The sequence below is a fragment of the Streptomyces sp. NPDC058812 genome, from assembly GCF_042744565.1.
Taxonomy (GTDB): domain Bacteria; phylum Actinomycetota; class Actinomycetes; order Streptomycetales; family Streptomycetaceae; genus Streptomyces; species Streptomyces thinghirensis.
On sequence record NZ_JBHYOB010000040.1, the window covers coordinates 1 to 22,696 of the forward strand.

A 22,696-nucleotide genomic window follows, 5' to 3' on the forward strand; every position below is an offset into this window, starting at 1 on the left:
GGTTTTGGGGGGGTCCGTTTTTTTTTAAACCCACACCCTCCTAAAAAACCCGGGCGGGGCCCCCCCCCCCGGGGGGGGGGGGGCCCCCCCCCCCCCCGGCCCCCCCCCCCCCCCCCCGGGGGCCGGCGGCCTTTGGAGCCCTTCGAGGGGCGGGGACGACGGCGACGTCGGAATTTCCGGCGTTCTCGGCATTCTCGGTACTAGCGGGACTAGGGCAAGGCAGGGATTCAGGAAATGCGACAGGTCACCCGCAAGGGCCTGATGACGATGGCGGCCGCCACCGGCGTGCTCGCCGCCGCGGGCGGCACCGCCCACGCGGACTCGGGGGCGCACGGCTCGAGTTCGGGTTCGCCCGGCGTACTGTCCGGCAACACGGTGCAGGCACCGGTGCACGTGCCGGTGAACGTCTGCGGCAACACGGTCGACGTCATCGGTGTCCTCAACCCGGCGATGGGCAACTCGTGCGCCAATCAGGGCGGCGGCGCGTCCGGCGGTTACGGCGACTCCGAGGGGCAGGGCGGCTCGCACGCCGGCGGGCACGCCACCGACTCGCCCGGCGTCGGCTCCGGCAACCACGTAGAGGCGCCGATCCATGTGCCGGTGAACGTCTGCGGCAACAGCGTCAATGTCGTCGGCGCCCTCAACCCGACCACCGGCAACGACTGTGGCAACGGCGGTGGCGGGGATCACTCGACGCCGCCCGGCGGTGATCACGAGACGCCTCCCGGGGAGCCGGGTGACCCCGACGGCCCGGGTGACCCCGACGGCCCGGGCAATCCCGGAGACCCGGGCGATCCGGGGGAGCCCGGCACTCCGGGCAACCCGCCCGACTCGGGCGACGAGACGCCGGGGGGTTCTTCGCACGTCAATCAGCCGGACACCCAGACCGTCGCCCAGCCGCAGGGCGACGCGCAACTCGCCGAGACCGGCAGCGACCTGCCCCTGGGCCTCGCCCTGCCGGTGGGCGCGGGCGCGCTGCTCGCGGGCACGGTGCTCTACCGCAAGGCGCGCGCCTCGGCGTGACGCGCCGGACCGGCACGCACAGCGGGCCCCGCACCGGCGGGGCCCGCTCCGTCTCCGGTCCCGCCACCCGCGCGCGGCCCGAGCCCGGTCACCGGCTCACCAGGTCGCGCGTACCTGGCGGATGATCCGCCGCCGCAGTCGCACCTTGCGGCTGCCGTCGCGCAGCAGGCTCAGGCGGTACAACTCCCAGTGTCCGTACTCGGCGTGGTCGGTCAGCAGACGTGTCGTCTCCTTGCGGGAAACCCCGCGCGGCAGGTACACGTCGACAAATTCGTATTCCGGCATCGCATCTATTGTGCGGGCTGGGGCCCGGTACGGATAGCGTCTGCACTATGTCTGATGCTGCGCAGCCCACCGCTGCCGAGGTACGCGCCGCCGCCGAGGCGGTCAAGACCGCGCTCGACCGCCACCTGGCCGCGGTCGAACGCCGGTCGGGGGAGGACGACCCGACCGTCTACGACGCGTTCAACCAGCTGGCCGCGGCCGCGGAGGCGTACGACGAACTGCTCTACGACCGTTACGACGAGGTCCCCCCCTTCGAGATCCCCGGCGCGGACGACTCGCTGCCGCCCTACTCGGGCCCCGAGGAGCCCAGCGCGCTCAGCGTCCTGATCCGCCGTGACTACGCCGTGGTCGAGCCGCAGCGGTTGATGGCCCAGGCCCGGCGGGTCGAGGCGGCGGACGACGAGGGGGCGGGCGTCGAGGCCTCCGGCACGGTCCACGGGGCGCTCGGCCTCCTGTTCGGCGAGTTCGAGCCGGACGAGATCGCCTCCCGGCACAAGGAGTTCGGCCTGGAGGAGGGCGACTCCACGCTCTGGGTGACGGCCGCGGACGAGGCCGCCGAACCCGGCGAGTGGCTGGAGGCCCCCTTCGAACAGGCCGACCCTCAACGGGTGGTCTGCCGCTTCGACGTCAGCGCTGTGTTCGACGACGAGTTCGACGACGGCCTTGATGACGACGAGGACGACGAAGACGACGCGGCCGGTGACGGTGACGGTGGCGTGCGGGAGCTGGAGGAGGACCTCGACACGGATCTGGACGAGGACCTGGACACGGATGAGGATCTGGACACGGACGAGGACCTGGACCCGCACGGGGACGAGGACGACGACCGTGACGAGGACGGTGAGCGGGCGCGGCTGGAGGCGGGCCGCTGAGCGGCGGGTCGCTGAGTGGCGGGTCGCTGAGTGGCGGTCGCTCAGCGGCTGGAGCCGCGACGAGCCGGCCGGCCCGACGGCGGCGGCGGTCACGGGGACTGCCCCTGTGACCGCCGCCGCCGTGTTCGCCCAGGACGTCCGGCAGGGCGGCAGGGCGGCGAGGCGGCCCGGGTGGGGTGTCCGGGCCTACGTGGCCGGGTGCGCGCCCGGGGTCAGCCGGCCACCGGCACCTGCGGCGCGAGCAGCACCGGCAGACGGGTCGTGCGCGGCTTCGCCGGGACCTCGGCCACGGCACGGGGCAGTGCCTGCTCCACGCCGTGCACCACGGACAGGTGGCGGGCGGCCCGGCCGAACGCGGTGTAGATCCAGGGGCGGCTGAGGGCCTGCGCGGCATCGCCGGGCAGGACCACGACCACCGCCGGCCACCGGCCGCCCACCGCCTGGTGCGCGGTCAGCGCCCATCCGTGCCGTACGGACTGCTCCACCCGCTCCTTCGGTACGACGACGGCCTCGCCCGCGCACGACAGGTGCAGCCCGTCGGCGTCGGCCTTCACCACCCGGCCCGGCAACGTACGGCCCGGCGCGGGGGAGTAGGCGACACGGTCGCCGGGGTCGAAGCCGCCGAAGCGGCCGGGGCCCGGGTTCAGCCGCTCCTTCAGCGCGGCGTTGAGCACCCGTGTGCCCGCCGCGCCGCCGTGGCCCGGTGTGATCACCTGGGTCTCCTCGGCGGGGACGCCGATCGCGCGCGGCACCGAGTCCGCGACGAGCTGGACGGTGCGGTGCACGGCCTCGCCCGCGTCCCGCACCGGCACGATCACGACCTCCTTGCCGGGCGCCTCCACCTGACCCAGCTCGCCGATGCCGATGCCGGAGACCAGTTCGCCGAGCGGGCCCGGGTCCGGGCGTCGGGAGGCGGTCTGGGGGCAGACGCGCGCCGCCAGCAGATCCGCGAAGACCCGCCCGGGGCCCACGGACCCCAGCACCGCCGGGTCCCCGGCCAGCACCAGCCGCGCCCCGTCCGGCAGCGACTCCGCCAGCAGGGCGCCCGCCTCGACGTCCAGCTGCGGCGCGTCGAGCACGACCAGCAGATCGAGGTCCAGCGCACCCTCCGCGTCCCGCCCCGGCCCCTCGGCCCCGGCCAGCAACCCGGCCAAGGTGACGACGGCGGGACCGGCCGGGACGGAAACGTCCGGGGCGGCGGGGTCAGGAGGCTGTGGCGCGGACGACGGGTCGCCCAGCAGGGCGGCGAAGCGGTCGCGGCCGAGCGGTCCGGGTGCGGCGGCCCAGGCGCGCAGGCCCAGGGCGTGCGCGGCGTGCAGCAGCGCCGCCGGTTCGGTCAGGGACGCCTCCCCGCCGGTGTGCAGGACCAGCCCGTGGTCCGCGACGGCGCGGATGAGGTCGGCGGCGGCTCCCTGCGCGGAGGTGGCGGCGCGCTCCCAGTCCGCCGCGGAACCGTCCTGCTTCGGCGCCGAGTTGGCCAGCCGGGCCAGGCCGTCGGCGAGGCTCTCCTCGGCGAGCGCGTACCGCTCCAGACCGACCAGGACCCGGACCGGGCGCTCCTCGTCCTCGTCCGTCCCCTCCGCCCCGCCCGTGGTGCCGTCCTGGCGGGCGCCGGCCTCTTCCAGGGCGTCCTGGAAGGCCAGCGCCTCGCCCTCCGCGAGTGTGCTCTGCACCGCGGCGTCGGGGTCCGGCACGCCGCGCTGGGCCAGCGTGGCCGTGAGCCGGGGCAGCTCCAGGGCCGTGTGCCCGGCCAGGGCGGCCTGCTCCAGCAGCCACACCGTGACCGCGCGGCCGCGGCGCTCGTCGTCCGGGCCGCACGCCGCGCCCAGCAGCGCCCGGGCGAACCCGTCGGCCTGCTCCGGCCGCACTCCGCCGACCCGGAGCAGCTGCCAGGGATCGGCGCGCAGCGCCTCCTCCGCGCCCTCACCGAGGAGCGCGGCGGTCTGCGGCGCGAGCGTCTCGGGGGCGCCGCCCTCGGCCAGTACGCGCCGCACGGACTGGACGGTCTCCGGCGCGGGTCCAGTGGGCCCGGCGGCCGCCTCGGCCGGCGCCGGCCGAGGCCGTCGTACCGGTTCCGGGGCGGGACGGCGTGGGGCGGGCTCGGGGTCGCCGAAGACCGTGGCCGCCGGCTTCTCGCCGCTCTCCACGGCCTTCACCGCGGCGAGCAGATCGGCCGCCGTGCCGCTGAGCTTCCCCCCGGCGGCGATCGGTGCCTGCTTCTCGGCCTTCCGCCGCTCGATCCGCTCCCGCACAAGCCGCTGTGCGGCCAGCTCGGCCTCGGCCTCGGAGACCTTAGCCGCCGCGCCGCCGCCGTCCGCGCTCTCACCACCCGGCTGCCCGGGGGGCGTCTCGCCCCCCGCGTCGTCGGCTTCCCCCGCACGCGGCGCAGCGGCGGCTGCCTCGGCGGTCCGGTCGACCGCGGCCTCCCCGACCGCGGCCTCCCCGACCGCGGCCTCCCCGACCGCGGCCTCCCCGACCGCGGCCTCCCCGACCGAATCGTCGGTGTCCGTGCCGTCGATGTCAGTGCCGTCGTCGGCCGGCTGCTCGGCCTCCGTGGCCATCGCCTGGGCCCCGGTGTCGTCGGTCTCCCGATCGAGCGGCTCCGAGGCCGGCTCGGCGGCCCGGTCGCCTGCGGTCCCGCCGGGCGTCCCGGTCTCGCCGTCGCCCGCCGAACCGGCGGTGTCCCCGCGCTGGTCTCCCGGCCGGCCGGTCTCCCCGGCGGCGGTCTCGACGTCGGTGGCCCGGGCGCCGGCCGGCACATCGCCCCCGGCGGCGTCCGGCTCGGCCCCGTTCGCGGTGCCCGGGGTCTCCGGCCCGGCGTCCACGGCGTCCGCGGTGTCCTCAGAGGCGGGCTCGGGCTCCGTGCTCACAGCGTGCTCCAGTCGTGATCGGGATAGCGGTGCACGGGCGCCGACACGTCGTCGAGAGCCCGGCAGATCTCGTCAGGAAGACTAAGGGTCTCCACTGACAACGCCGCCGTGAGCTGCTGCGCGTTGCGCGCGCCGACGATCGGGGCGACCACGCCGGGCCGGTCCCGGACCCAGGCCAGCGCCACCTGGAGCGGCGTCACCGCGAGCCCGTCCGCAGCCGTCGCCACCGCGTCCACGATGTGGCCGGCCGTGTCGTCGAGGTAGGGCGCGACGAACGGGGCCAGGTGCTCTGAGGCGCCGCGCGAGTCCGACGGCGTCGCGTCCTTGCGGTACTTGCCGGTGAGGACCCCGCGGCCCAGCGGAGAGGAGGGGAGCAGACCGATCCCCAGGTCCAGGGCGGCCGGCAGTACCTCGCGTTCGATGCCCCGCTGGAGCAGGGAGTACTCCATCTGCGTGCTCGCCAGCCGGTTCCGTACGCCCGGCGCCGCCAGCTGCCAGGTCGCCGCCTTGGCCAGCTGCCAGCCGCAGAAGTTGGAGACGCCCGCGTACCGGGCACGGCCGCTGCTCACCGCCACGTCGAGGGCGTGCAGCGTCTCCTCCAGCGGCGTGTGCGGGTCGAAGGCGTGCAGGTGCCACACGTCGACGTGGTCCGTGCCGAGCCGGGCCAGCGAGGCGTCCAGCGCGGAGAGCAGGTGGGCGCGCGAACCGTCGAAGCGGCGGTCGGGGTCCGGCACGCTGCCGGCCTTCGTCGAGATCACCAAATCCCGACGCGGAACCAGGCCCTCCATGAGCCGCCCGAGCAGGTACTCGGCCTCCCCGTCGCCGTACACGTCCGCGGTGTCGACGAGGGTCCCGCCCGCTTCCCAGAAGGTCTTCAAGAGGTCCGCGGCGTCATGCTCGTCCGTGTCCCGGCCCCAGGTCAGGGTGCCGAGACCGATGCGGGACACGCGCAGGCCGGTGCGGCCGAGATGCCTCTGCTCCATGAACGCCGACATTACTGGCCACGGCTTGCGCTGTGGGGGCCTGTGGACAACCGAATTCCCGCGCTAAGGTCGGGGCACAGAAGACGTTACTCATCGGTAAGGGGAATCGGCCATGCAGCTCGGGATCAACCTCGGCTACTGGGGTGCCGGAATGGACGCGGACAACCTGGCCGTCGCCCAGGAGGCCGACCGGCTCGGCTACGCCGTCTGCTGGGCCGCCGAGGCCTACGGCTCCGACGCGGCCACCGTGCTCACCTGGGTCGCCGCCCAGACCGAGCGCATCGACGGGGGCTCGGCCATCTTCCAGATCCCGGCCCGCCAGCCCGCGATGACCGCGATGACGGCCGCCACCCTGGACTCCCTGTCCCAGGGCCGCTTCCGCCTGGGCCTCGGCGTCTCCGGCCCCCAGGTCTCCGAAGGCTGGTACGGCGTCAAGTTCGACAAGCCGCTCGCCCGCACCCGCGAGTACGTCGAGATCGTGCGCAAGGCGATGACGCGGGAGCGGCTGTCGTACGAGGGACAGCACTGGACGCTGCCGCTGCCCGGCGGCCCCGGCAAGCCGATCAAGCTGACCGTGCACCCGCAGCGCGAGCACATCCCGCTCTACATCGCCGCGATCGGCCCGAAGAACCTGGAGCAGACAGGCGAGATCGCCGACGGCGCCCTGCTCATCTTCCCGTCCGCCGACCACCTGGAGGACACCGCGATCCAGCACCTGCGCGCCGGGCGCGAGAAGGCGGGCAAGACTCTCGACGGCTTCGACGTCTGCCCGACCCTGCCGCTCGCCCTCGGCGACGACAAGGACGTCACGACGCTCGCCGACACCTTCCGGCCCTACACCGCGCTCTACGTCGGCGGCATGGGCAGCCGCAAGCAGAACTTCTACAACCAGCTCGCCCAGCGCATGGGCTACGAGGCGGAGGCCGCCGAGATCCAGGACAAGTACCTGGCCGGCGACAAGGAGGGCGCCGGCGCGGCCGTCCCGCACGACCTGATCGACCAGACGACACTGCTCGGTTCCGTGGACCGCATCGCGGACCGGATGAAGGCCTACGCCGCGGCCGGTGTCACCACGCTGACCCTCGCGCCCGCGGGCTTCACGCTCGACGAGCGGCTCGCCGCGCTCCGCGCCGGCACCGAAGCCCTGGAGCGCGCCGGACTGGCCTAGGGACTGGCCCAGCCGGGGGTTGTCGGTAAGTTTCTGCGGCCGTGGTGGGGGCTCGGGGGTCTTCCCCGCCACGGCCGTCACGGAGAACAACGCGCCCACGCGCGTGTGGTTACGCCTCCTCGTGTTCCCGGCCGTCCTTCTTTCGGCTGAGTTGCCCGCCGTGCCTGTTGCCACCCCTCATCTCCCGCACTTGACTCGGTCTTTGCGGAGTCTGCGGAACTCCGCAGAGGCAGAGAGGTGCCACCGATGCTTTCGGCCAAGAGCCTGTTCCAGGAGATCCTCGACAACGACGAGTCGTTCCGTCTTTTCTGCTCCATCGCGGCCAGCGGCGAGGCGCAGGGCGGCTGGGAGAACGCGCGCATCGCGGCGCTCGTACCGGAGAGCGAGCGCGCGCTCGCCCCGAAGATCACCCGGCACGGCGCGGACGAGGACAAGCACGGACGGATCTTCAACGCCCTGCTGAAGAAGCGTGGCCTCGAACCCGTCGCGGTGCCCCCCGAGGCCGACTACACCATGCTCCTGGAGCGGCACGGCATCGGCCTCGCCCACGAGAAGCTCAAGGCCGACGCGCCCCTCACGGAACGGGACATCATCACCTACCTCGCGCACAGCAGGGTCACCGAGCAGCGCGCGGCCGAGCAGATGGCGATGCTCCTCAAGCACTTCGCGGACCACCCCGACCTGGGCCGGGCGGTCCGGATGATCTCGGCCGACGAGGACAACCACCTCGCTTACTCCCACGAGGAACTGCTGCGCTTCGCCGCCGCCGGACACGGCCGGTACATCCAGCGGACGCTGCGCGAGTGCGCGCTCGCCGAGATCCGCGTCCACCGGGACGTCAGCCTCGCGGTGATGGACCGCATGGGGCGCCTCCTCGGCTGGCCGCGGACCAGGTCGGCGATGCTCGCGGCGGGCATCCACGCGATGTACGCCTACGAGCGACTGGCCGGCTGGCACCGCATGGTGACGCTGCGGACTCCCGAACGGCGCGACGCGCTCGGCGGTCCCGCCGCCGCGGCCCCGGAGGTCGCCTGACGGCCGACCGCGGGCCACCGCGGCCCTACAGCCAGCCCCGGCGCTTGAACAGCCGGAACAGCAGCACCTCCAGAGCGGCCATCAGCACGATCACCGCCGGGTAGCCCCACTTCGCGTGCAGCTCCGGCATGTGGTCGAAGTTCATGCCGTAGACCCCCGCGAGCATTGTGGGGACCGCCGCCATGGCCGCCCACGCGGAGATCTTCCGCATGTCGTCGTTCTGCCGCACGCTCGTCTGCGCCAGATGCGCCGACAGGATGTCCGAGACCAGCCGGTCCAGGCCCTCCACCGACTCGTTCACGCGCGTGAGGTGGTCGCTCACGTCCCGGAAGAACGGCCGCGCCCTGTCGTTCACGAACGGCACCCCGGCGCCGAACGCCCCCGTCCCGGCCAGCCGGGCCAGCGGCGGCGCCAGCGGGCCCGTCGCCCGGCGGAACTCCAGGACCTGCCGCTTGAAGGTGTAGATCCGGGACGCGGTGTGCCGCGAGCCGCCGCCGTCCGGTGAGAAGACCTCGGCCTCCAGCTCCTCCAGGTCGTTCTGCAGCTCGACGGCGACGTCCAGGTAGTGGTCGACGGCGGCGTCCGCTATCGCGTACAGCACCGCGGTGGGTCCCTTGCCGAGCAGCTCGGGCTCGTGCTCCAGTCGCTGCCGTACGGTCTTCAGCGGGGCGCCCTCGCCGTGCCGGACGACGACCACGAACGCGTCGCCCAGGAAGATCATGAGCTCGTCGGTGGAGACGGCGTCGCTCTCCGGCTCGTACACCACCGGCTTGAGGACGGCGAAGAGCGAGTCCTCGTACACCTCCAGCTTGGGCCGCTGGTGCGCCTTCAGGGCGTCCTCCACCGCCAGCGGATGCAGCCCGAACTCCTGGGTGACCAGGTCGAACTCGTCCTCCGTCGGCTCGTGCAGACCGATCCAGACGAAGCCGCCCGCGGTCCGCGCCTCGCCGAGCGCGTCGGAGAAGTCCTCGGGTCCGTCCGTGCGGTGCCCGTCCCGGTAGATGGCACAGTCGACGATCACCGAACGCATTCTCCCTTCGCCCCGGCACCCTCGCACCGCGCCGTACGCCTACCCTGGCCGCATGCCCACGCTGATCCTGGTTAGGCACGGACGTTCCACCGCCAACACCGAGGGGCTGCTCGCCGGCTGGACGCCCGGCGTCGCCCTCGACGAACGCGGGGCCGCACAGGCCGCCGCGCTGCCCGGTCGGCTCGCCGCCCTGCCGCTCTCAGAGGTCGTCACCAGCCCGCTGCAGCGCTGCCAGGAGACGATCCGCCCACTGCTCGACGCCCGGCCCGGGCTGAGGGCGCACACCGACGAACGGATCGGGGAGTGCCACTACGGCGACTGGTCCGGCCGCAAGCTCGCCGAGCTCAAGGACGAGCCCCTGATGGAGGTGGTGCAGGCGCACCCCTCCGCCGCGGCGTTTCCCGGCGGCGAGTCGATGCGCGCGATGCAGACCCGAGCCGCCGAGGCGGTGCGCGAGTGGAACGCGCGCGTGGAGCGCGACCACGGCGCCGACGCCGTCTACCTCATGTGCTCCCACGGCGACATCATCAAGTCCCTCGTCGCGGAGGCACTCGGCCTTCATCTCGACCTCTTCCAGCGGATCTCCGTCGAGCCCTGTTCCGTCACCGCGATCCGCTACACCCGGCTGCGCCCGTTCCTCGTCCGCCTCGGCGACACCGGTGACTTCGCCTCCCTGGCCCCGCACGAGGAGCCCCCTGGTGACCAGGCCCCCGTCGGTGGTGGTGCGGGCGCACCGTGATCGTCGGCCGCAGTAGGGTGAAGCGGTCGCAGCAGTGCCGCCGATTTCACGCTTTCCCCGCTTCCCCCGACTTCCATGGAGACAGGACGTGTCCCGTCAGGTGTTCCTCTACGACCAACCGGAACGTTTCGTGGCCGGTACGGTCGGGCTGCCCGGGCGCCGTACGTTCTTCCTCCAGGCCACCGCAGGCTCCCGGGTGACCAGCGTGGCCCTGGAGAAGACCCAGGTCGCCGCTCTCGCCGAGCGCATGGACGAACTCCTCGACGAGGTCGTACGGCGCAGCGGCGGCAGCACCGTCGTCCCCGCCATGGCGCCCACGGAGCCCGCCGACACCGCCCCGCTGCACACCCCCGTCGAGGAGGAGTTCAGGGTCGGCACCATGGCGCTGGCCTGGGACGGCGAGGACCAGCGCATGATCGTCGAGGCGCAGGCCCTGGTGGAGCTGGACGCCGAGTCCGAGGAGGACCTGGCGGAGGCCGAGGAGCGGCTGCTCCAGGACGAGGAGAACGGTCCACCGATGCTCCGGGTCCGCCTCACCGGCGCGCAGGCCAGGGCCTTCGCCAAGCGCGCCCTCGATGTCGTCAACGCCGGGCGGCCGCCGTGCCCGCTGTGCAGCCTCCCGCTCGACCCGGAAGGACACGTATGTCCGCGCCAGAACGGATACCGCCGCGGAGCGTGACCACCGACGCGGCGGCCGCCGAGTTGCTCGCCCTGGGCGAACTGACCGTGCGCGGACGCATCCGTGACGCCTCCAACGCGGCGCTGTACTGCACCGTGACGCACGAGGGACGCGAGGCGGCCTGCATCTACAAGCCGGTCGCCGGGGAGCGGCCCCTGTGGGACTTCCCCGACGGCAACCTCGCCCGGCGCGAGGTCGCCGCCTACGAGGTCTCCGAGGCCACCGGCTGGGGCCTCGTACCGCCCACCGTGCTGCGCGACGGTCCGTACGGCGAGGGCATGTGCCAGCTGTGGATCGAGGCGGTGCCGGAGACGGAGCTGCTGGCCCTGGTGGAGGACGAGGAGCCCGGCCCCGGCTGGAAGGCGATCGCCCTAGCCGAGGTCGGCGAGGGCCGCACCGCGCTGCTCGTGCACGCCGACGACGAACGGCTGCGCCGGCTCGCCGTACTGGACGCCGTGCTCAACAACGCCGACCGCAAGGGCGGCCACCTGCTGCCCGCGAACGAGGAACGGCTGTTCGGCATCGACCACGGGGTGACCTTCCACGCCGAGAACAAGCTGCGGACCCTGCTGTGGGGCTGGGCGGGGGACCCGCTCACCGGGGAGGCACTGGCGGTGCTGGACGCCCTCAGAGAAGCCCTGAAGGACGGCGGGACCTTGGCGACCCGGCTCGGCGCACTGATCACCCCGGCCGAACTCGACGCCACGCGCGCGCGTGTCGACGCGCTGCTGGCCTCCGGGAAGCATCCGGAACCGAGCGGCGAGTGGCCGGCCATCCCCTGGCCGCCGGTCTAGAGAGCTGGTACCGCCCCCAACGCACAACGGCCGGTTTCGCGCAAGAGCGCCTTACCGGCCATCCGGCCCGGTCCGGTTCGTGTACGGAACACCCGTCCGGTTACGCTCATGACATGCATGCCTGGCCCGCTTCCGAGGTCCCCGCCCTGCCTGGTCAGGGTCGCGACCTGAGGATCCACGACACCGCGACCGGCGGCCTGGTCACTCTCGACCCCGGTCCCGTCGCCCGCATCTATGTCTGCGGCATCACGCCGTACGACGCCACCCACATGGGGCACGCGGCGACCTACAACGCGTTCGACCTCGTACAGCGCGTGTGGCTCGACAACAAGCGGCAGGTTCACTACGTCCAGAACGTCACCGACGTCGACGACCCGCTGCTGGAGCGGGCCGTGCGCGACGGCGTCGACTGGACCGCCCTCGCCGAGAAGGAGACCGCCCTCTTCCGCGAGGACATGACGGCGCTGCGGATGCTGCCGCCGCGGCACTATATAGGCGCCGTGGAGGCCATACCCGGCATCGTCCCGCTCGTCGAGCGGCTGCGGGACGCGGGCGCGGCGTACGAGCTGGAGGGCGACACCTACTTCTCCGTCGAGTCCGACCCCCACTTCGGCGGTGTCTCCCATCTCGACGCCGCCGCCATGCGACTGCTCTCCGCCGAGCGGGGCGGCGACCCGGACCGGCCGGGCAAGAAGAACCCGCTCGACCCGATGCTGTGGATGGCGGCCCGTGAGGGCGAGCCCAGCTGGGACGGCGGCTCGCTCGGCCGCGGCCGCCCCGGCTGGCACATCGAGTGCGTCGCCATCGCCCTCGACCACCTCGGCATGGGCTTCGACCTCCAGGGCGGCGGCTCGGATCTGGCCTTCCCGCACCACGAGATGGGCGCCTCGCACGCCCAGGCGCTCACCGGCGAGTTCCCCATGGCCAAGGCGTACGTGCACGCCGGCATGGTCGGCCTCGACGGCGAGAAGATGTCCAAGTCCAAGGGCAACCTGGTCTTCGTCTCGCAGCTGCGCCGCGAGGGCGTCGACCCGGCCGCCATCCGGCTCACATTGCTCGCCCACCACTACCGCTCCGACTGGGAGTGGACCGACCAGGTCCTTCAGGACGCCCTCGCCCGGGTCGACCGCTGGCGCGCCGCCGTCTCCCGGCCCGACGGCCCGCCCGCCGAGGCGCTCGTCGAGGAGATCCGCGAGGCCCTCGCGAACGACCTGGACTCCCCGGCCGCGCTCGACGCGGTCGACCGCTGGGCCGCGCTCCAGCAGGAGAGCGGCGGCACGGACATCGGCGCCCCCGGCGTCGTCTCCCGCGCGGTCGACGCGCTGCTGGGCGTGGCGCTGTAAGCAGGCGCGCATACGGAAACAGGGGCGCTTCCCGACGGGAAGTGCCCCTGTTTCCGTTCGCCCCTGTTTCCGTTCGTCAGTCCTCCGACGACTCCTCGTCGTCCCCGCTCGCCTTCGGCGGCCTCGGCGGGCGCGTACGGCCGCTGGGGTTGTCCCGCAGATACGGCGTCCCGGAGGTTCCGTCGCCGCCGTCCGCAGTGGCGTGGCCACCCGGCCCGCCCGGTCCGGAGCCGTCCCGGCGCCGCAGATACCGCTCGAACTCGCGGGCGATCGCCTCGCCCGACGCCTCCGGCAGCTCCGCGGTGTCCCGTGCCTCCTCCAGCGACTGGACGTACTCGGCGACCTCGCTGTCCTCGGCGGCCAGCTGGTCCACACCCACCTGCCAGGCACGCGCGTCCTCGGGCAGCTCGCCCAGCGGGATGCGCACGTCGATCAGGTCCTCCAGCCGGTTCAGCAGGGCCAGCGTGGCCTTCGGGTTCGGCGGCTGCGACACGTAGTGCGGCACCGCGGCCCACAGCGAGACGGCCGGAACACCCGCGTGCGTGCACGCCTCCTGGAGGATGCCGACGATGCCCGTGGGGCCCTCGTACTTGGTCTCCTCCAGGTCCATGCGCCGGGCCAGGTCGGCGTCCGACGTGGTGCCGCTGATCGGGACCGGACGGGTGTGCGGCGTGTCGCCCAGCAGGGCGCCCAGGACGACCACCAGCTCGACGCCCAGCTCGTGGGCGAAGCCCAGCAGCTCGTTGCAGAACGACCGCCAGCGCATGGACGGTTCGATGCCGCGGACGAGGACCAGGTCGCGTGGCTTGTCGCCGCCGACCCGGACCACCGAGAGTCTCGTCGTCGGCCACGTGATCTTGCGGACGCCGGCTTCCATGAACACCGTGGGGCGGTTGACCTGGAAGTCGTAGTAGTCCTCGGCGTCCAGCGCCGCGAACACCTCGCCCTTCCACTCCCTGTCGAGATGCGCGACCGCGGTGGAGGCGGCGTCGCCGGCGTCGTTCCAGCCCTCGAACGCGGCCACCATGACCGGGTCGACCAGCTCGGGAACCCCCTCGAGCTCGATCACCCAGCGCCTCCTTCCGACGTGCCCTCGTGTACCCCCCAACCTTACGGCGTGCCGAGGGGCCGCCCGCAGCCCCCTTGCACGGGGGAGTGAACGCATCACTGCCCCGTTCCCGGCGGCCGGACACCCGCCGCCAACGCCGGATCGGAGCCGGGTCAGAGGGTGGAGCGCAGCCACTGCTCCACGGACGCGATGTGCACGGTCGCCCAGGAACGCGCCGCCTCCGCGTCCCGGTCGCGCAGGGCGCCGAGGATCGCCCGGTGCTCGTACAGGGTGCGGCTGACCGCGTCCTCCTGGGTGAGCCCGCGCCAGACGCGGGCCCGGGTGGTGGGCCCGGACAGACCGTCGAGGAGGGAGCAGAGCACCGAGTTGCCCGAGGCCCCCACGACGCCCCGGTGGAATTCCAGGTCGCAGGCGACCAGTTCCTCCACCGGCGGGTCGTCGCCGAGGGCGTCCAGCCTGCCGTCCAGTTCGTCCAGTTCCCGGTCGGTGATCCGGGAGGCCGCCAACGCGGTCGCGGCCGGCTCCAGGATGCGCCGCACGGCGAGGAACTCCAGCACCGTGTCGTCGCGGTGGAAGTCGACGACGAAACCGATGGCCTCCAGCAGGAGCTGCGGATCCAGGCTGCTGACGTAGGTGCCGTCGCCCTGCCGCACGTCCAGGATCCGGATCAGGGACAGGGCGCGTACGGCCTCGCGCAGGGAGTTGCGGGACAGCCCGAGGCCGGCGGCGAGCTCGCTCTCCTTGGGGAGCCGGTCGCCGGGCCGCAGCGCGCCGGAGACGATCATGCCCTTGATCTTGTCGATCGCCTCGTCGGTGACCGCCACGGCCGACCTCCCTGTGTCTCCGGGATGCCGCTCAGACATCCGATGTCTCTCGACATTATGAAGGTCGGTGCGGCCTGCGACGCGCACGCGTGAGGCGGCGGCTCCATCGGCGCGGAGCCGCCGCCTCACGCGGCGGGCGGCCGGGGCCTACTTCTTGTCGAGCAGGTCCTGGACCTTCGCGCGGACGTCGTCCGTGGCCAGGCCGCGGATCGTCAGCGTGGTCCGCCGGCGCAGCACGTCGTCCTGCGTCTCGGCCCACTCGTGGTCCCGGGCCCACACGACCTGCGCCCAGATCTCCGGGGCGTCGGGGTGGACCCGCTCGGCCAGCTCCGGGTTGTCGTTGGCCAGGCGGGCGATGTCGAAGGCCAGCGAGCCGTAGTGCGTGGCCAGGTGCCGGGCGGTGTCCGCCGCCATGCGCGGGCCGGGCGCCGGGCCGTCCACCAGCAGCCGGTGGGCCACCGCGCGCGGGTTGGCGACGCCGGGCAGCGGCAGCTTCTTCGGCAGCGACGCGATCGGTTCGAAGTCGTCGCCCAGCGGGTGGCCCGGCAGCGCCTCCAGCTTCTTCATGACGGTGCGGCCGATGTGGCGGAAGGTGGTCCACTTGCCGCCCGCGACGGACAGCATGCCGCCCCGGCCCTCGCTGACGACCGTCTCGCGCTTGGCCTTCGCGGTGTCACCGGGGCCGCCCGGCAGCACGCGCAGACCCGCGAAGGAGTACGTGATCAGATCCCGGTCGAGCTGCTGGTCGCGGATGGAGAACGCGGCCTCGTCGAGGATCTGGGCTATGTCCTTGTCGTTGACCGCGACGTCCGCCGGGTCGCCCTCGAACTCCTCGTCGGTCGTGCCGAGCAGCAGCATGTCCTCCCAGGGGAGGGCGAAGGTGATCCGGTACTTGTCGATCGGGGTGGCCAGCGCGGCCTTCCAGGGCGCGGTGCGCTTGAGGACCAGGTGCGCGCCCTTGGAGAGGCGGATGGACGGGGCCGCGTTCGGGTCCTCCATCCGGCGCAGGTGGTCGACCCAGGGGCCGGTGGCGTTGAGCACCAGGCGGGCGCTGACCCCGAACTCGTCGCCGGTCAGCCGGTCCTTCAGCTCGGCGCCGGTCACCCGGCCCTTGGTGAAGCGCAGGCCGGTGACCTCGGCGTGGTTGAGGACGACCGCACCGGAATCGACCGCCGCGCGGACCGTCATCAGCGCCATGCGGGCGTCGTTCATCTGGTCGTCGCCGTACACGGCCACGGCCTTGAGGTTGTCGGTGCGCAGCTCCGGCACGTCCTGCGCGGCCTTGGCCGGGGAAAGCAGGTGGCCGACGCCGTCGCCGAAGGCGGACAGCGCCGAGTACGCGAAGACACCGGCGCCGAGCTTCGCCGCGCCGTGCGGCCCGCCCTTGTACACGGGGAGGTAGAAGGTGAGCGGGTTCGCCAGGTGGGGGGCCACCTGGCGGGAGACCGCACGGCGCTCGAAGTGGTTCTCCGCCACCAGCTTCACCGCGCCGGTCTGCAGGTAGCGCAGTCCGCCGTGGAGCAGCTTGGAGGAGGCGGAGGAGGTGGCGCCGGCGAAGTCGCCGGCGTCGACCACGGCCACCCTGAGGCCGGACTGCGCGGCGTGCCAGGCGGTGGAGATGCCCAGGATGCCGCCGCCGATCACGAGAAGGTCGTACGACGCCTTGGAGAGCTGCTCCCGGGTCTCGGCCCGGCTCGGGTTCGAGCCGGAGGCCGGGTGCGTCCCCAGGGCAGGCACGGACTGCAGGGTGGACTGAGTGGTCATTGCGGTTCTTACTCCTCGTCCTCGAGCCAGCCCATGGTCCGCTCGACGGCCTTGAGCCAGCTCTTGTACTCACGGTCGCGGATCTCCGCGTCCATGCGGGGGGTCCACTCGGCGGCCCGCCGCCAGTTGGCGCGCAGGTCGTCGGTGCTGTTCCAGAAGCCGACGGCGAGACCGGCGGCGTAGGCGGCGCCGAGGCAGGTGGTCTCGGCGACCATCGGGCGCACCACGGGGGCGTCCACGAAGTCGGCGAGGGTCTGCATCAGCAGGTTGTTGGAGGTCATGCCGCCGTCGACCTTGAGGGCGGTCAGCTCCACGCCGGAGTCCTTCGTCATGGCGTCCGCGATCTCCCGCGTCTGCCAGGCGGTGGCCTCCAGCACGGCGCGCGCGAGGTGCGCCTTGGTGACGTACCGGGTGAGGCCGGCGATCACACCGCGGGCGTCGGAGCGCCAGTACGGGGCGAAAAGGCCGGAGAAGGCCGGTACGAAGTAGGCGCCGCCGTTGTCCTCGACCGTCAGGGCGAGGGTCTCGATCTCGGCGGCGGTGGAGATCAGGCCCATCTGGTCGCGCATCCACTGCACCAGCGAGCCGGTGACGGCGATCGAGCCCTCCAAGGCGTAGACCGTGTCCTGGTCGCCGATCTTGTAGCCGACCGTGGTCAGCAGGCCCGAGTAGGAGTTGATGAGCTTGTCACCGGTGTTCATCACCATGAAGGTGCCGGTGCCGTACGTCGACTTGGTCTCGCCCTCGGAGAAGCAGGTCTGGCCGAACAGGGCCGCCTGCTGGTCGCCGAGCGCGGAGGCGACCGGGATGCCGCCGAGCAGCTCGCCCAGCCTGCCGCCCGTGATCTCGCCGTAGACCTCGGCGGAGGAGCGGATCTCGGGGAGCATCTGCGTCGGCACGCCGATCGACTCGGCGATCTTCTCGTCCCACTGCATGGTGTGCAGGTTCATCAGCATGGTGCGGGAGGCGTTGGTGACGTCGGTGACGTGCTTGCCGCCGTTCACCCCGCCGGTCAGGTTCCAGATGACCCAGGTGTCCATGGTGCCGAAGAGCAGGTCGCCCGCCTCGGCGCGCTCGCGCAGGCCGTCGACGTTGTCGAGCAGCCAGCGGGCCTTGGGGCCGGCGAAGTAGGAGGCGAGGGGGAGGCCGGTCTCGCGGCGGAAGCGGTCCTGGCCGACGTTGCGGCCCAGCTCCCGGCAGAGGGCGTCGGTGCGGGTGTCCTGCCAGACGATGGCGTTGTGGACGGGCTCACCGGTGTTCTTGTCCCAGACGAGGGTGGTCTCGCGCTGGTTGGTGATGCCGATGGCCTTGATGTCGTCGCGGGTGATCCCGGCCTTCTCGACCGCCCCGGCGACGACCTCCTGGACGTTGGTCCAGATCTCGGTGGCGTCGTGCTCGACCCAGCCCGGCTTGGGGAAGATCTGCTCGTGCTCCTTCTGGTCGACGGAGACGATGCGCCCGTCGCGGTCGAAGACGATGCAGCGGGAAGAGGTTGTGCCCTGGTCGATCGCGGCGATGAAGGGGCCTGCGGTGTGAGCGTCGGTCACAGTGTGCTCCTGGGTTTCCGTGGTGTGGTGGCCGGTGCGTACGGCGCGTGTTCTGCGGCTCGATGATGGCCGAGCGGATGCCCGCTCAGGCGAACGCGACGTTGTAGACACCTGCGGCGAGTGCACCGCCGATCAGCGGACCGACGATCGGGACCCAGGCGTAGGACCAGTCGGAGCCGCCCTTGTTGGGCAGGGGTAGCAGGGCGTGCACGATGCGCGGGCCGAGGTCACGGGCCGGGTTGATCGCGTAGCCGGTCGGGCCACCGAGGGACAGACCGATCGAGACCACCACGAATCCGGTGATCAGGTATCCCAGGACGCCGAGGCCGTTGCCCTCGTCGTTCAGTCCCTGGGTGAGGATGGCGAGCAGCAGGACGAAGGTGCCGATGATCTCCGTCGCGAGGTTCTGCGCCGCGTTCCGAACCTCTGGGCCGGTGGAGAAGATGCCCAGCACGGGGCCGGCGCCCTTCTCCTGGGCCTGGACGGCCTTGGCCGTGGTGTCCTGCGCGCCCGGACCGCCGACGATCTCCCGGTCGGTGAGGTGAGCCTGGAACTGGCCGTAGTAGGCGACCCAGACCAGGGTCGCACCGATCATGGCGCCGAGGATCTGTCCGGCGAAGTAGATGGGGACGTTGCCCCACTCGCCGTCCTTGATCGCGATGCCGACCGTCACGGCGGGGTTGAGGTGGGCGCCGGACACCGGGCCCGAGATGTACGCCCCCGTCATGACGGCGAAGCCCCAGCCGAAGGCGATGGCGAGCCAGCCGGCGTTGCGGGCCTTGGAGGCCTTGAGCGTCACGGCGGCGACGACCCCGCCGCCGAGCAGGATGAGTATGGCGGTACCGATGGTCTCGCCGATGAAGATGTCGGAGCTGGACACCCGCGACTCCTTTGTCCTTCGTCCAGGGGAAGCCGAACCCCGGGTCCCTCCGGGTGTTCCGGCGCCCTCGGTGTGAGAGCGATGGCGGCCCTTGGCGTTGTCACACTCTAACGCGTATTGCCGGTAGGTGTTCGACAATGCCGACCGATGGACGCGAGTCTCGCTTCGGCGTCGCGCATGCGTCAAGAGCTCTGTAATCGAAAGCACGATCGTTATTGATCGTCGTGAGTTATCGATCTTCGGGCGCGGCGTGTCCTGCCGGGGGGCTGCCGGGGAACGCGGAAGGCCGGAACGCGTTCGGCGTCCCGGCCTTCGGCTTTCCGACTCGTGCCCGCGTGCCCTAGAACCGCCCGGCGCCCAGGTCCCGCGACACCGCGCGGGCGCAGTCCCGTACCGCCGCGACCAGCTCGGGCCGCAGCTCGCCGTCCCGGCACAGCCGTTCCACGGCCCCGGTGATGCCGACCGCGCCGACCGGCATGCGCCTGCGGTCGTGGATCGGGGCGGCGATGGAGGCGATGCCCTCCCAGGTCTCCTCGACGTCGGCCGCGTAGCCACGCGCGCGTGTGATGTCCAGGATGTGCTCGAACCTGTCCGGCTCGCAGACGGTCCGGTCCGTGTACGCCTTGCGGTCGGCCTCCAGGGCCTCGCTGTGCGCGACCGGGTCGTAGGCCGACAGCACCTTGCCCAGCGCCGTGGAGTGCAGCGGCTGCATGGCCCCGATCTCCAGCACCTGCCGGCTGTCGTCGGGCCGGAAGACGTGGTGCACGATCAGGACGCCCTGCTGGTGCAGGACGCCGAGGTGCACGCTCTCGCCGCTGGAGCGCGCCAGGTCGTCCGTCCACACCAGGGCGCGTGCCCGCAGCTCGTGCACGTCGAGATAGGTCGTGCCCAGGCGCAGCAGCTCGGCGCCCAGCTGATAGCGCCCGGAGGTGTCGTCCTGCTCGACGAAGCCCTCCTGCTGGAGGGTGCGCAGGATGCCGTGGGCGGTGCCTTTGGCCAGACCCAGCGACGAGGCGATGTCCGATAGGCCGAGCCGCCGCTCGCCGCCCGCGAGCAGGCGCAGCATCGCGGCCGCCCGTTCGAGCGACTGGATGTTCCGTGCCATCGACGTACTGCCTCCGTCCCCTTCGACTGCCGACTCGGCGTCGCTGACGCCGTTCGGCAATGTCGAACACTACCGGTCGATGCCGACCTCCCGCTAATGGTCGGCGGGCAACTGTTGCACTCCGGCCACGTCCTGATGACCCGGACCTGCGTCCCGGACCCTCCCATCAGCGGCCCCCGGCCCCCTCATCAGCGGCCCGCCGACCGCCTCCGGACCGCTCCCGGCCCGTCCCTGGCCCGCCCCTGGACCGCCCCGGGCCCGTTCCTTGCCCGTCCCGGGGTCGGGATGTTCACCCCTTCGGCGGGCATCCGCCCCGCCATACTCGTCCGTCTCGTGGACGCCCCGACCATCAGCCCTCGGTCCCGGCTACCCTGGCGGCGTGCGTTCTCCCCCGGGACGTCCCTGCGGACGGCACCGGGCAGCGCAAAGCCGACAGCCGTCGCATCCTAGGGAGCCCTTTCATGGCCTCGTCGCCGTCCACCCCGTCCGCCGACACCCGGACCCGTGTGTCCGCCCTCCGTGAGGCACTTGCCACCCGTGTGGTGGTGGCCGACGGTGCGATGGGCACCATGTTGCAGGCGCAGAATCCGACGCTGGAGGACTTCCAGCAGTTGGAGGGCTGTAACGAGGTTTTGAATCTGACCCGGCCCGACATCGTGCGTTCGGTGCACGAGGAGTACTTCGCGGCGGGTGTGGACTGTGTGGAGACGAACACCTTCGGTGCGAATCACTCGGCGCTGGGTGAGTACGACATTCCCGAGCGTGTGTATGAGCTGTCGGAGGCCGGTGCGCGGGTGGCCCGTGAGGTGGCCGACGGGTTCGCCGCGCGGGACGGTCGGCAGCGCTGGGTGCTGGGTTCCATGGGTCCGGGTACGAAGCTGCCCACCCTGGGTCATGCCCCGTACGCCGTGCTGCGTGACGCCTATCAGCGCAACGCCGAGGGCCTGGTCGCCGGCGGCGCGGACGCGCTGCTCGTGGAGACGACGCAGGACCTGCTGCAGACGAAGGCGTCGGTGCTGGGTGCCCGGCGCGCGCTGGACGCCCTGGGACTGGACGTGCCGGTGATCTGCTCGGTGACGGTGGAGACGACGGGGACGATGCTGCTGGGCTCGGAGATCGGTGCGGCGCTGACCGCGCTGGAGCCGCTGGGTATCGACATGATCGGCCTGAACTGCGCGACCGGTCCGGCGGAGATGAGCGAGCACCTGCGCTACCTCGCCCGGCACTCGCGCGTCCCGCTGTCGTGCATGCCCAACGCCGGTCTGCCGGTGCTGGGCAAGGACGGCGCGCACTATCCGCTGACCGCGCCGGAGCTGGCGGACGCGCAGGAGACGTTCGTGCGCGAGTACGGGCTGTCCCTGGTCGGCGGCTGCTGCGGCACCACGCCCGAGCACCTGCGCCAGGTCGTGGAGCGGGTCCGCGGCACCGCGCCGACCGCCCGTGACCCGCGGCCGGAGCCGGGCGCGGCTTCCCTGTATCAGAGTGTGCCGTTCCGGCAGGACACCTCCTACCTCGCGATCGGTGAGCGGACGAACGCCAACGGGTCGAGGAAGTTCCGTGAGGCGATGCTGGAGGGCCGCTGGGACGACTGTGTGGAGATGGCCCGGGATCAGATCCGTGAGGGCGCGCACATGCTGGATTTGTGCGTGGACTATGTGGGTCGTGACGGGGTGGCGGACATGGAGGAGCTGGCGGGGCGGTTCGCGACCGCGTCGACGCTGCCGGTCGTGCTGGACTCCACGGAGGTCGAGGTGTTGCGGGCCGGGCTGGAGAAGCTCGGTGGCCGGGCGGTGATCAACTCGGTGAACTACGAGGACGGTGCGGGTCCCGAGTCCCGTTTCGCGAAGGTGACCCGGCTGGCGCGGGAGCACGGGGCGGCGTTGATCGCGCTGACCATCGACGAGGAGGGCCAGGCCCGCACCGCGGAGAAGAAGGTGGAGATCGCCGAGCGGCTGATCGGTGACCTGACCGGGAACTGGGGCATTCACGAGTCGGACATCCTCGTCGACTGCCTGACCTTCACGATCTGCACCGGCCAGGAGGAGTCCCGGGGTGACGGCGTGGCGACCATCGAGGGCATCCGGGAGCTCAAGCGCCGCCACCCGGATGTGCAGACCACCCTGGGCCTGTCGAACATCTCGTTCGGTCTCAATCCGGCCGCCCGGATCCTGCTCAACTCCGTGTTCCTGGACGAGTGCGTGAAGGCGGGCCTGGACTCGGCGATCGTGCACGCCTCGAAGATTCTGCCGATCGCGCGGTTCGACGAGGAGCAGGTGACCACTGCCCTGGATCTGATCTACGACCGCCGCCGCGAAGGCTATGACCCGCTGCAGAAGCTGATGGCGCTGTTCGAGGGCGCCACGGCCAAGTCGCTGCGGGCGTCGAAGGCCGACGAGCTGGCCGCCCTCCCGCTGGATGAGCGCCTCAAGCGCCGCATCATCGACGGCGAGAAGAACGGCCTGGAGGCCGACCTGGACGAGGCGCTGACGGAGCGTCCGGCGTTGGACATCGTCAACGAGACGCTGCTGGACGGCATGAAGGTGGTCGGTGAGCTGTTCGGCTCCGGCCAGATGCAGCTGCCGTTCGTGCTCCAGTCCGCCGAGGTGATGAAGACCGCGGTGGCCCACCTGGAGCCGCACATGGAGAAGACCGACGACGACGGCAAGGGCACGATCGTGCTGGCCAC

At 72.2% G+C, this 22,696-nt stretch carries 19 protein-coding genes; 9 read left to right on the forward strand and 10 right to left on the reverse strand.

Annotated features, from left to right (window positions below; genetic code table 11):
• The first annotated feature begins 234 nt into the window (after window positions 1–234).
• Window positions 235–1,023 carry a chaplin gene (locus ACFW48_RS37855; RefSeq protein ID WP_386323093.1) on the forward strand — a complete coding sequence of 263 codons (789 nt, stop codon included), beginning with the start codon at window positions 235–237 and terminating at the stop codon, window positions 1,021–1,023.
• 96 nt (window positions 1,024–1,119) lie between these two features.
• Here the strand turns inward: ACFW48_RS37855 and ACFW48_RS37860 are convergent, their stop codons facing one another.
• Complete coding sequence (locus ACFW48_RS37860) at window positions 1,120–1,308, reverse strand: DUF5703 family protein (protein WP_055416095.1); 189 nt, start codon at window positions 1,306–1,308, stop codon at window positions 1,120–1,122.
• Window positions 1,309–1,355: 47 nt separating this feature from the next.
• Here ACFW48_RS37860 and ACFW48_RS37865 point away from each other — a divergent pair, with 47 nt between their 5' ends.
• Complete coding sequence (locus ACFW48_RS37865) at window positions 1,356–2,180, forward strand: hypothetical protein (RefSeq protein ID WP_386323095.1); 825 nt, start codon at window positions 1,356–1,358, stop codon at window positions 2,178–2,180.
• 212 nt (window positions 2,181–2,392) lie between these two features.
• Here the strand turns inward: ACFW48_RS37865 and ACFW48_RS37870 are convergent, their stop codons facing one another.
• Window positions 2,393–4,741, reverse strand: a complete 2,349-nt coding sequence (locus tag ACFW48_RS37870) for a helix-hairpin-helix domain-containing protein (protein ID WP_386323121.1) — start codon at window positions 4,739–4,741, stop codon at window positions 2,393–2,395.
• Between the two features lie 305 nt (window positions 4,742–5,046).
• The gene (locus ACFW48_RS37875; RefSeq protein ID WP_386323097.1) at window positions 5,047–6,033 is read right to left on the reverse strand and encodes an aldo/keto reductase; all 987 of its coding nucleotides are present in this window, start codon (window positions 6,031–6,033) and stop codon (window positions 5,047–5,049) included.
• Between the two features lie 112 nt (window positions 6,034–6,145).
• Between ACFW48_RS37875 and ACFW48_RS37880 the strand changes: the two genes are divergently transcribed.
• Window positions 6,146–7,201 (forward strand): LLM class F420-dependent oxidoreductase, encoded by a 1,056-nt coding sequence (locus tag ACFW48_RS37880; protein ID WP_386323099.1) that lies wholly within the window; start codon window positions 6,146–6,148, stop codon window positions 7,199–7,201.
• A 246-nt stretch (window positions 7,202–7,447) separates the two neighbouring features.
• On the forward strand, window positions 7,448–8,236 hold the full coding sequence (locus ACFW48_RS37885; protein WP_386323100.1) for a ferritin-like domain-containing protein: 789 nt from the start codon (window positions 7,448–7,450) through the stop codon (window positions 8,234–8,236).
• Window positions 8,237–8,261: 25 nt separating this feature from the next.
• Here the strand turns inward: ACFW48_RS37885 and corA are convergent, their stop codons facing one another.
• The gene (gene corA / locus ACFW48_RS37890) at window positions 8,262–9,257 is read right to left on the reverse strand and encodes a magnesium/cobalt transporter CorA (RefSeq protein WP_386323102.1); all 996 of its coding nucleotides are present in this window, start codon (window positions 9,255–9,257) and stop codon (window positions 8,262–8,264) included.
• 61 nt (window positions 9,258–9,318) lie between these two features.
• Here corA and ACFW48_RS37895 point away from each other — a divergent pair, with 61 nt between their 5' ends.
• The 4 genes from ACFW48_RS37895 (at window position 9,319) to mshC (ending at window position 12,821) form a co-directional block, all read left to right on the forward strand.
• Entirely contained in the window at window positions 9,319–10,005 is a 687-nt protein-coding gene (locus tag ACFW48_RS37895) for a histidine phosphatase family protein (protein WP_375909289.1), read from the forward strand.
• A gap of 88 nt (window positions 10,006–10,093) precedes the next feature.
• Window positions 10,094–10,684, forward strand: a complete 591-nt coding sequence (locus tag ACFW48_RS37900) for a DUF3090 domain-containing protein (protein WP_386323104.1) — start codon at window positions 10,094–10,096, stop codon at window positions 10,682–10,684.
• Complete coding sequence (locus tag ACFW48_RS37905) at window positions 10,648–11,478, forward strand: SCO1664 family protein (RefSeq protein ID WP_386323106.1); 831 nt, start codon at window positions 10,648–10,650, stop codon at window positions 11,476–11,478. Before ACFW48_RS37900 ends, ACFW48_RS37905 begins: the two co-directional genes overlap by 37 nt.
• Window positions 11,479–11,591: 113 nt before the next feature.
• Window positions 11,592–12,821, forward strand: coding sequence for a cysteine--1-D-myo-inosityl 2-amino-2-deoxy-alpha-D-glucopyranoside ligase (gene mshC, locus ACFW48_RS37910; RefSeq protein WP_386323107.1), 1,230 nt, complete (start codon window positions 11,592–11,594; stop codon window positions 12,819–12,821).
• A gap of 76 nt (window positions 12,822–12,897) precedes the next feature.
• On the opposite strand, the gene parJ is transcribed toward mshC, so the two are convergent.
• The 6 genes from parJ to ACFW48_RS37940 all read right to left on the reverse strand — a co-directional run bounded on the left by parJ (window position 12,898) and on the right by ACFW48_RS37940 (window position 20,010).
• Entirely contained in the window at window positions 12,898–13,890 is a 993-nt protein-coding gene (parJ, locus tag ACFW48_RS37915; protein WP_386323109.1) for a filament polymerization regulator ParJ, read from the reverse strand.
• Between the two features lie 152 nt (window positions 13,891–14,042).
• Window positions 14,043–14,714, reverse strand: a complete 672-nt coding sequence (locus ACFW48_RS37920) for a FadR/GntR family transcriptional regulator (RefSeq protein WP_386323111.1) — start codon at window positions 14,712–14,714, stop codon at window positions 14,043–14,045.
• 147 nt (window positions 14,715–14,861) lie between these two features.
• On the reverse strand, window positions 14,862–16,478 hold the full coding sequence (locus tag ACFW48_RS37925) for an FAD-dependent oxidoreductase (protein WP_386323113.1): 1,617 nt from the start codon (window positions 16,476–16,478) through the stop codon (window positions 14,862–14,864).
• 8 nt (window positions 16,479–16,486) lie between these two features.
• Window positions 16,487–18,025 (reverse strand): glycerol kinase GlpK, encoded by a 1,539-nt coding sequence (gene glpK / locus ACFW48_RS37930; protein WP_386323115.1) that lies wholly within the window; start codon window positions 18,023–18,025, stop codon window positions 16,487–16,489.
• 85 nt (window positions 18,026–18,110) lie between these two features.
• Window positions 18,111–18,905, reverse strand: coding sequence for an MIP/aquaporin family protein (locus tag ACFW48_RS37935; protein WP_310874188.1), 795 nt, complete (start codon window positions 18,903–18,905; stop codon window positions 18,111–18,113).
• Window positions 18,906–19,245: 340 nt separating this feature from the next.
• Window positions 19,246–20,010: an IclR family transcriptional regulator gene (locus tag ACFW48_RS37940; protein ID WP_386323117.1), complete on the reverse strand. Its 765-nt coding sequence runs from the start codon at window positions 20,008–20,010 to the stop codon at window positions 19,246–19,248.
• A gap of 461 nt (window positions 20,011–20,471) precedes the next feature.
• Between ACFW48_RS37940 and ACFW48_RS37945 the strand changes: the two genes are divergently transcribed.
• The coding region (locus tag ACFW48_RS37945) for a homocysteine S-methyltransferase family protein (RefSeq protein ID WP_386323119.1) at window positions 20,472–22,696 on the forward strand (2,225 nt) is incomplete at its 3' end.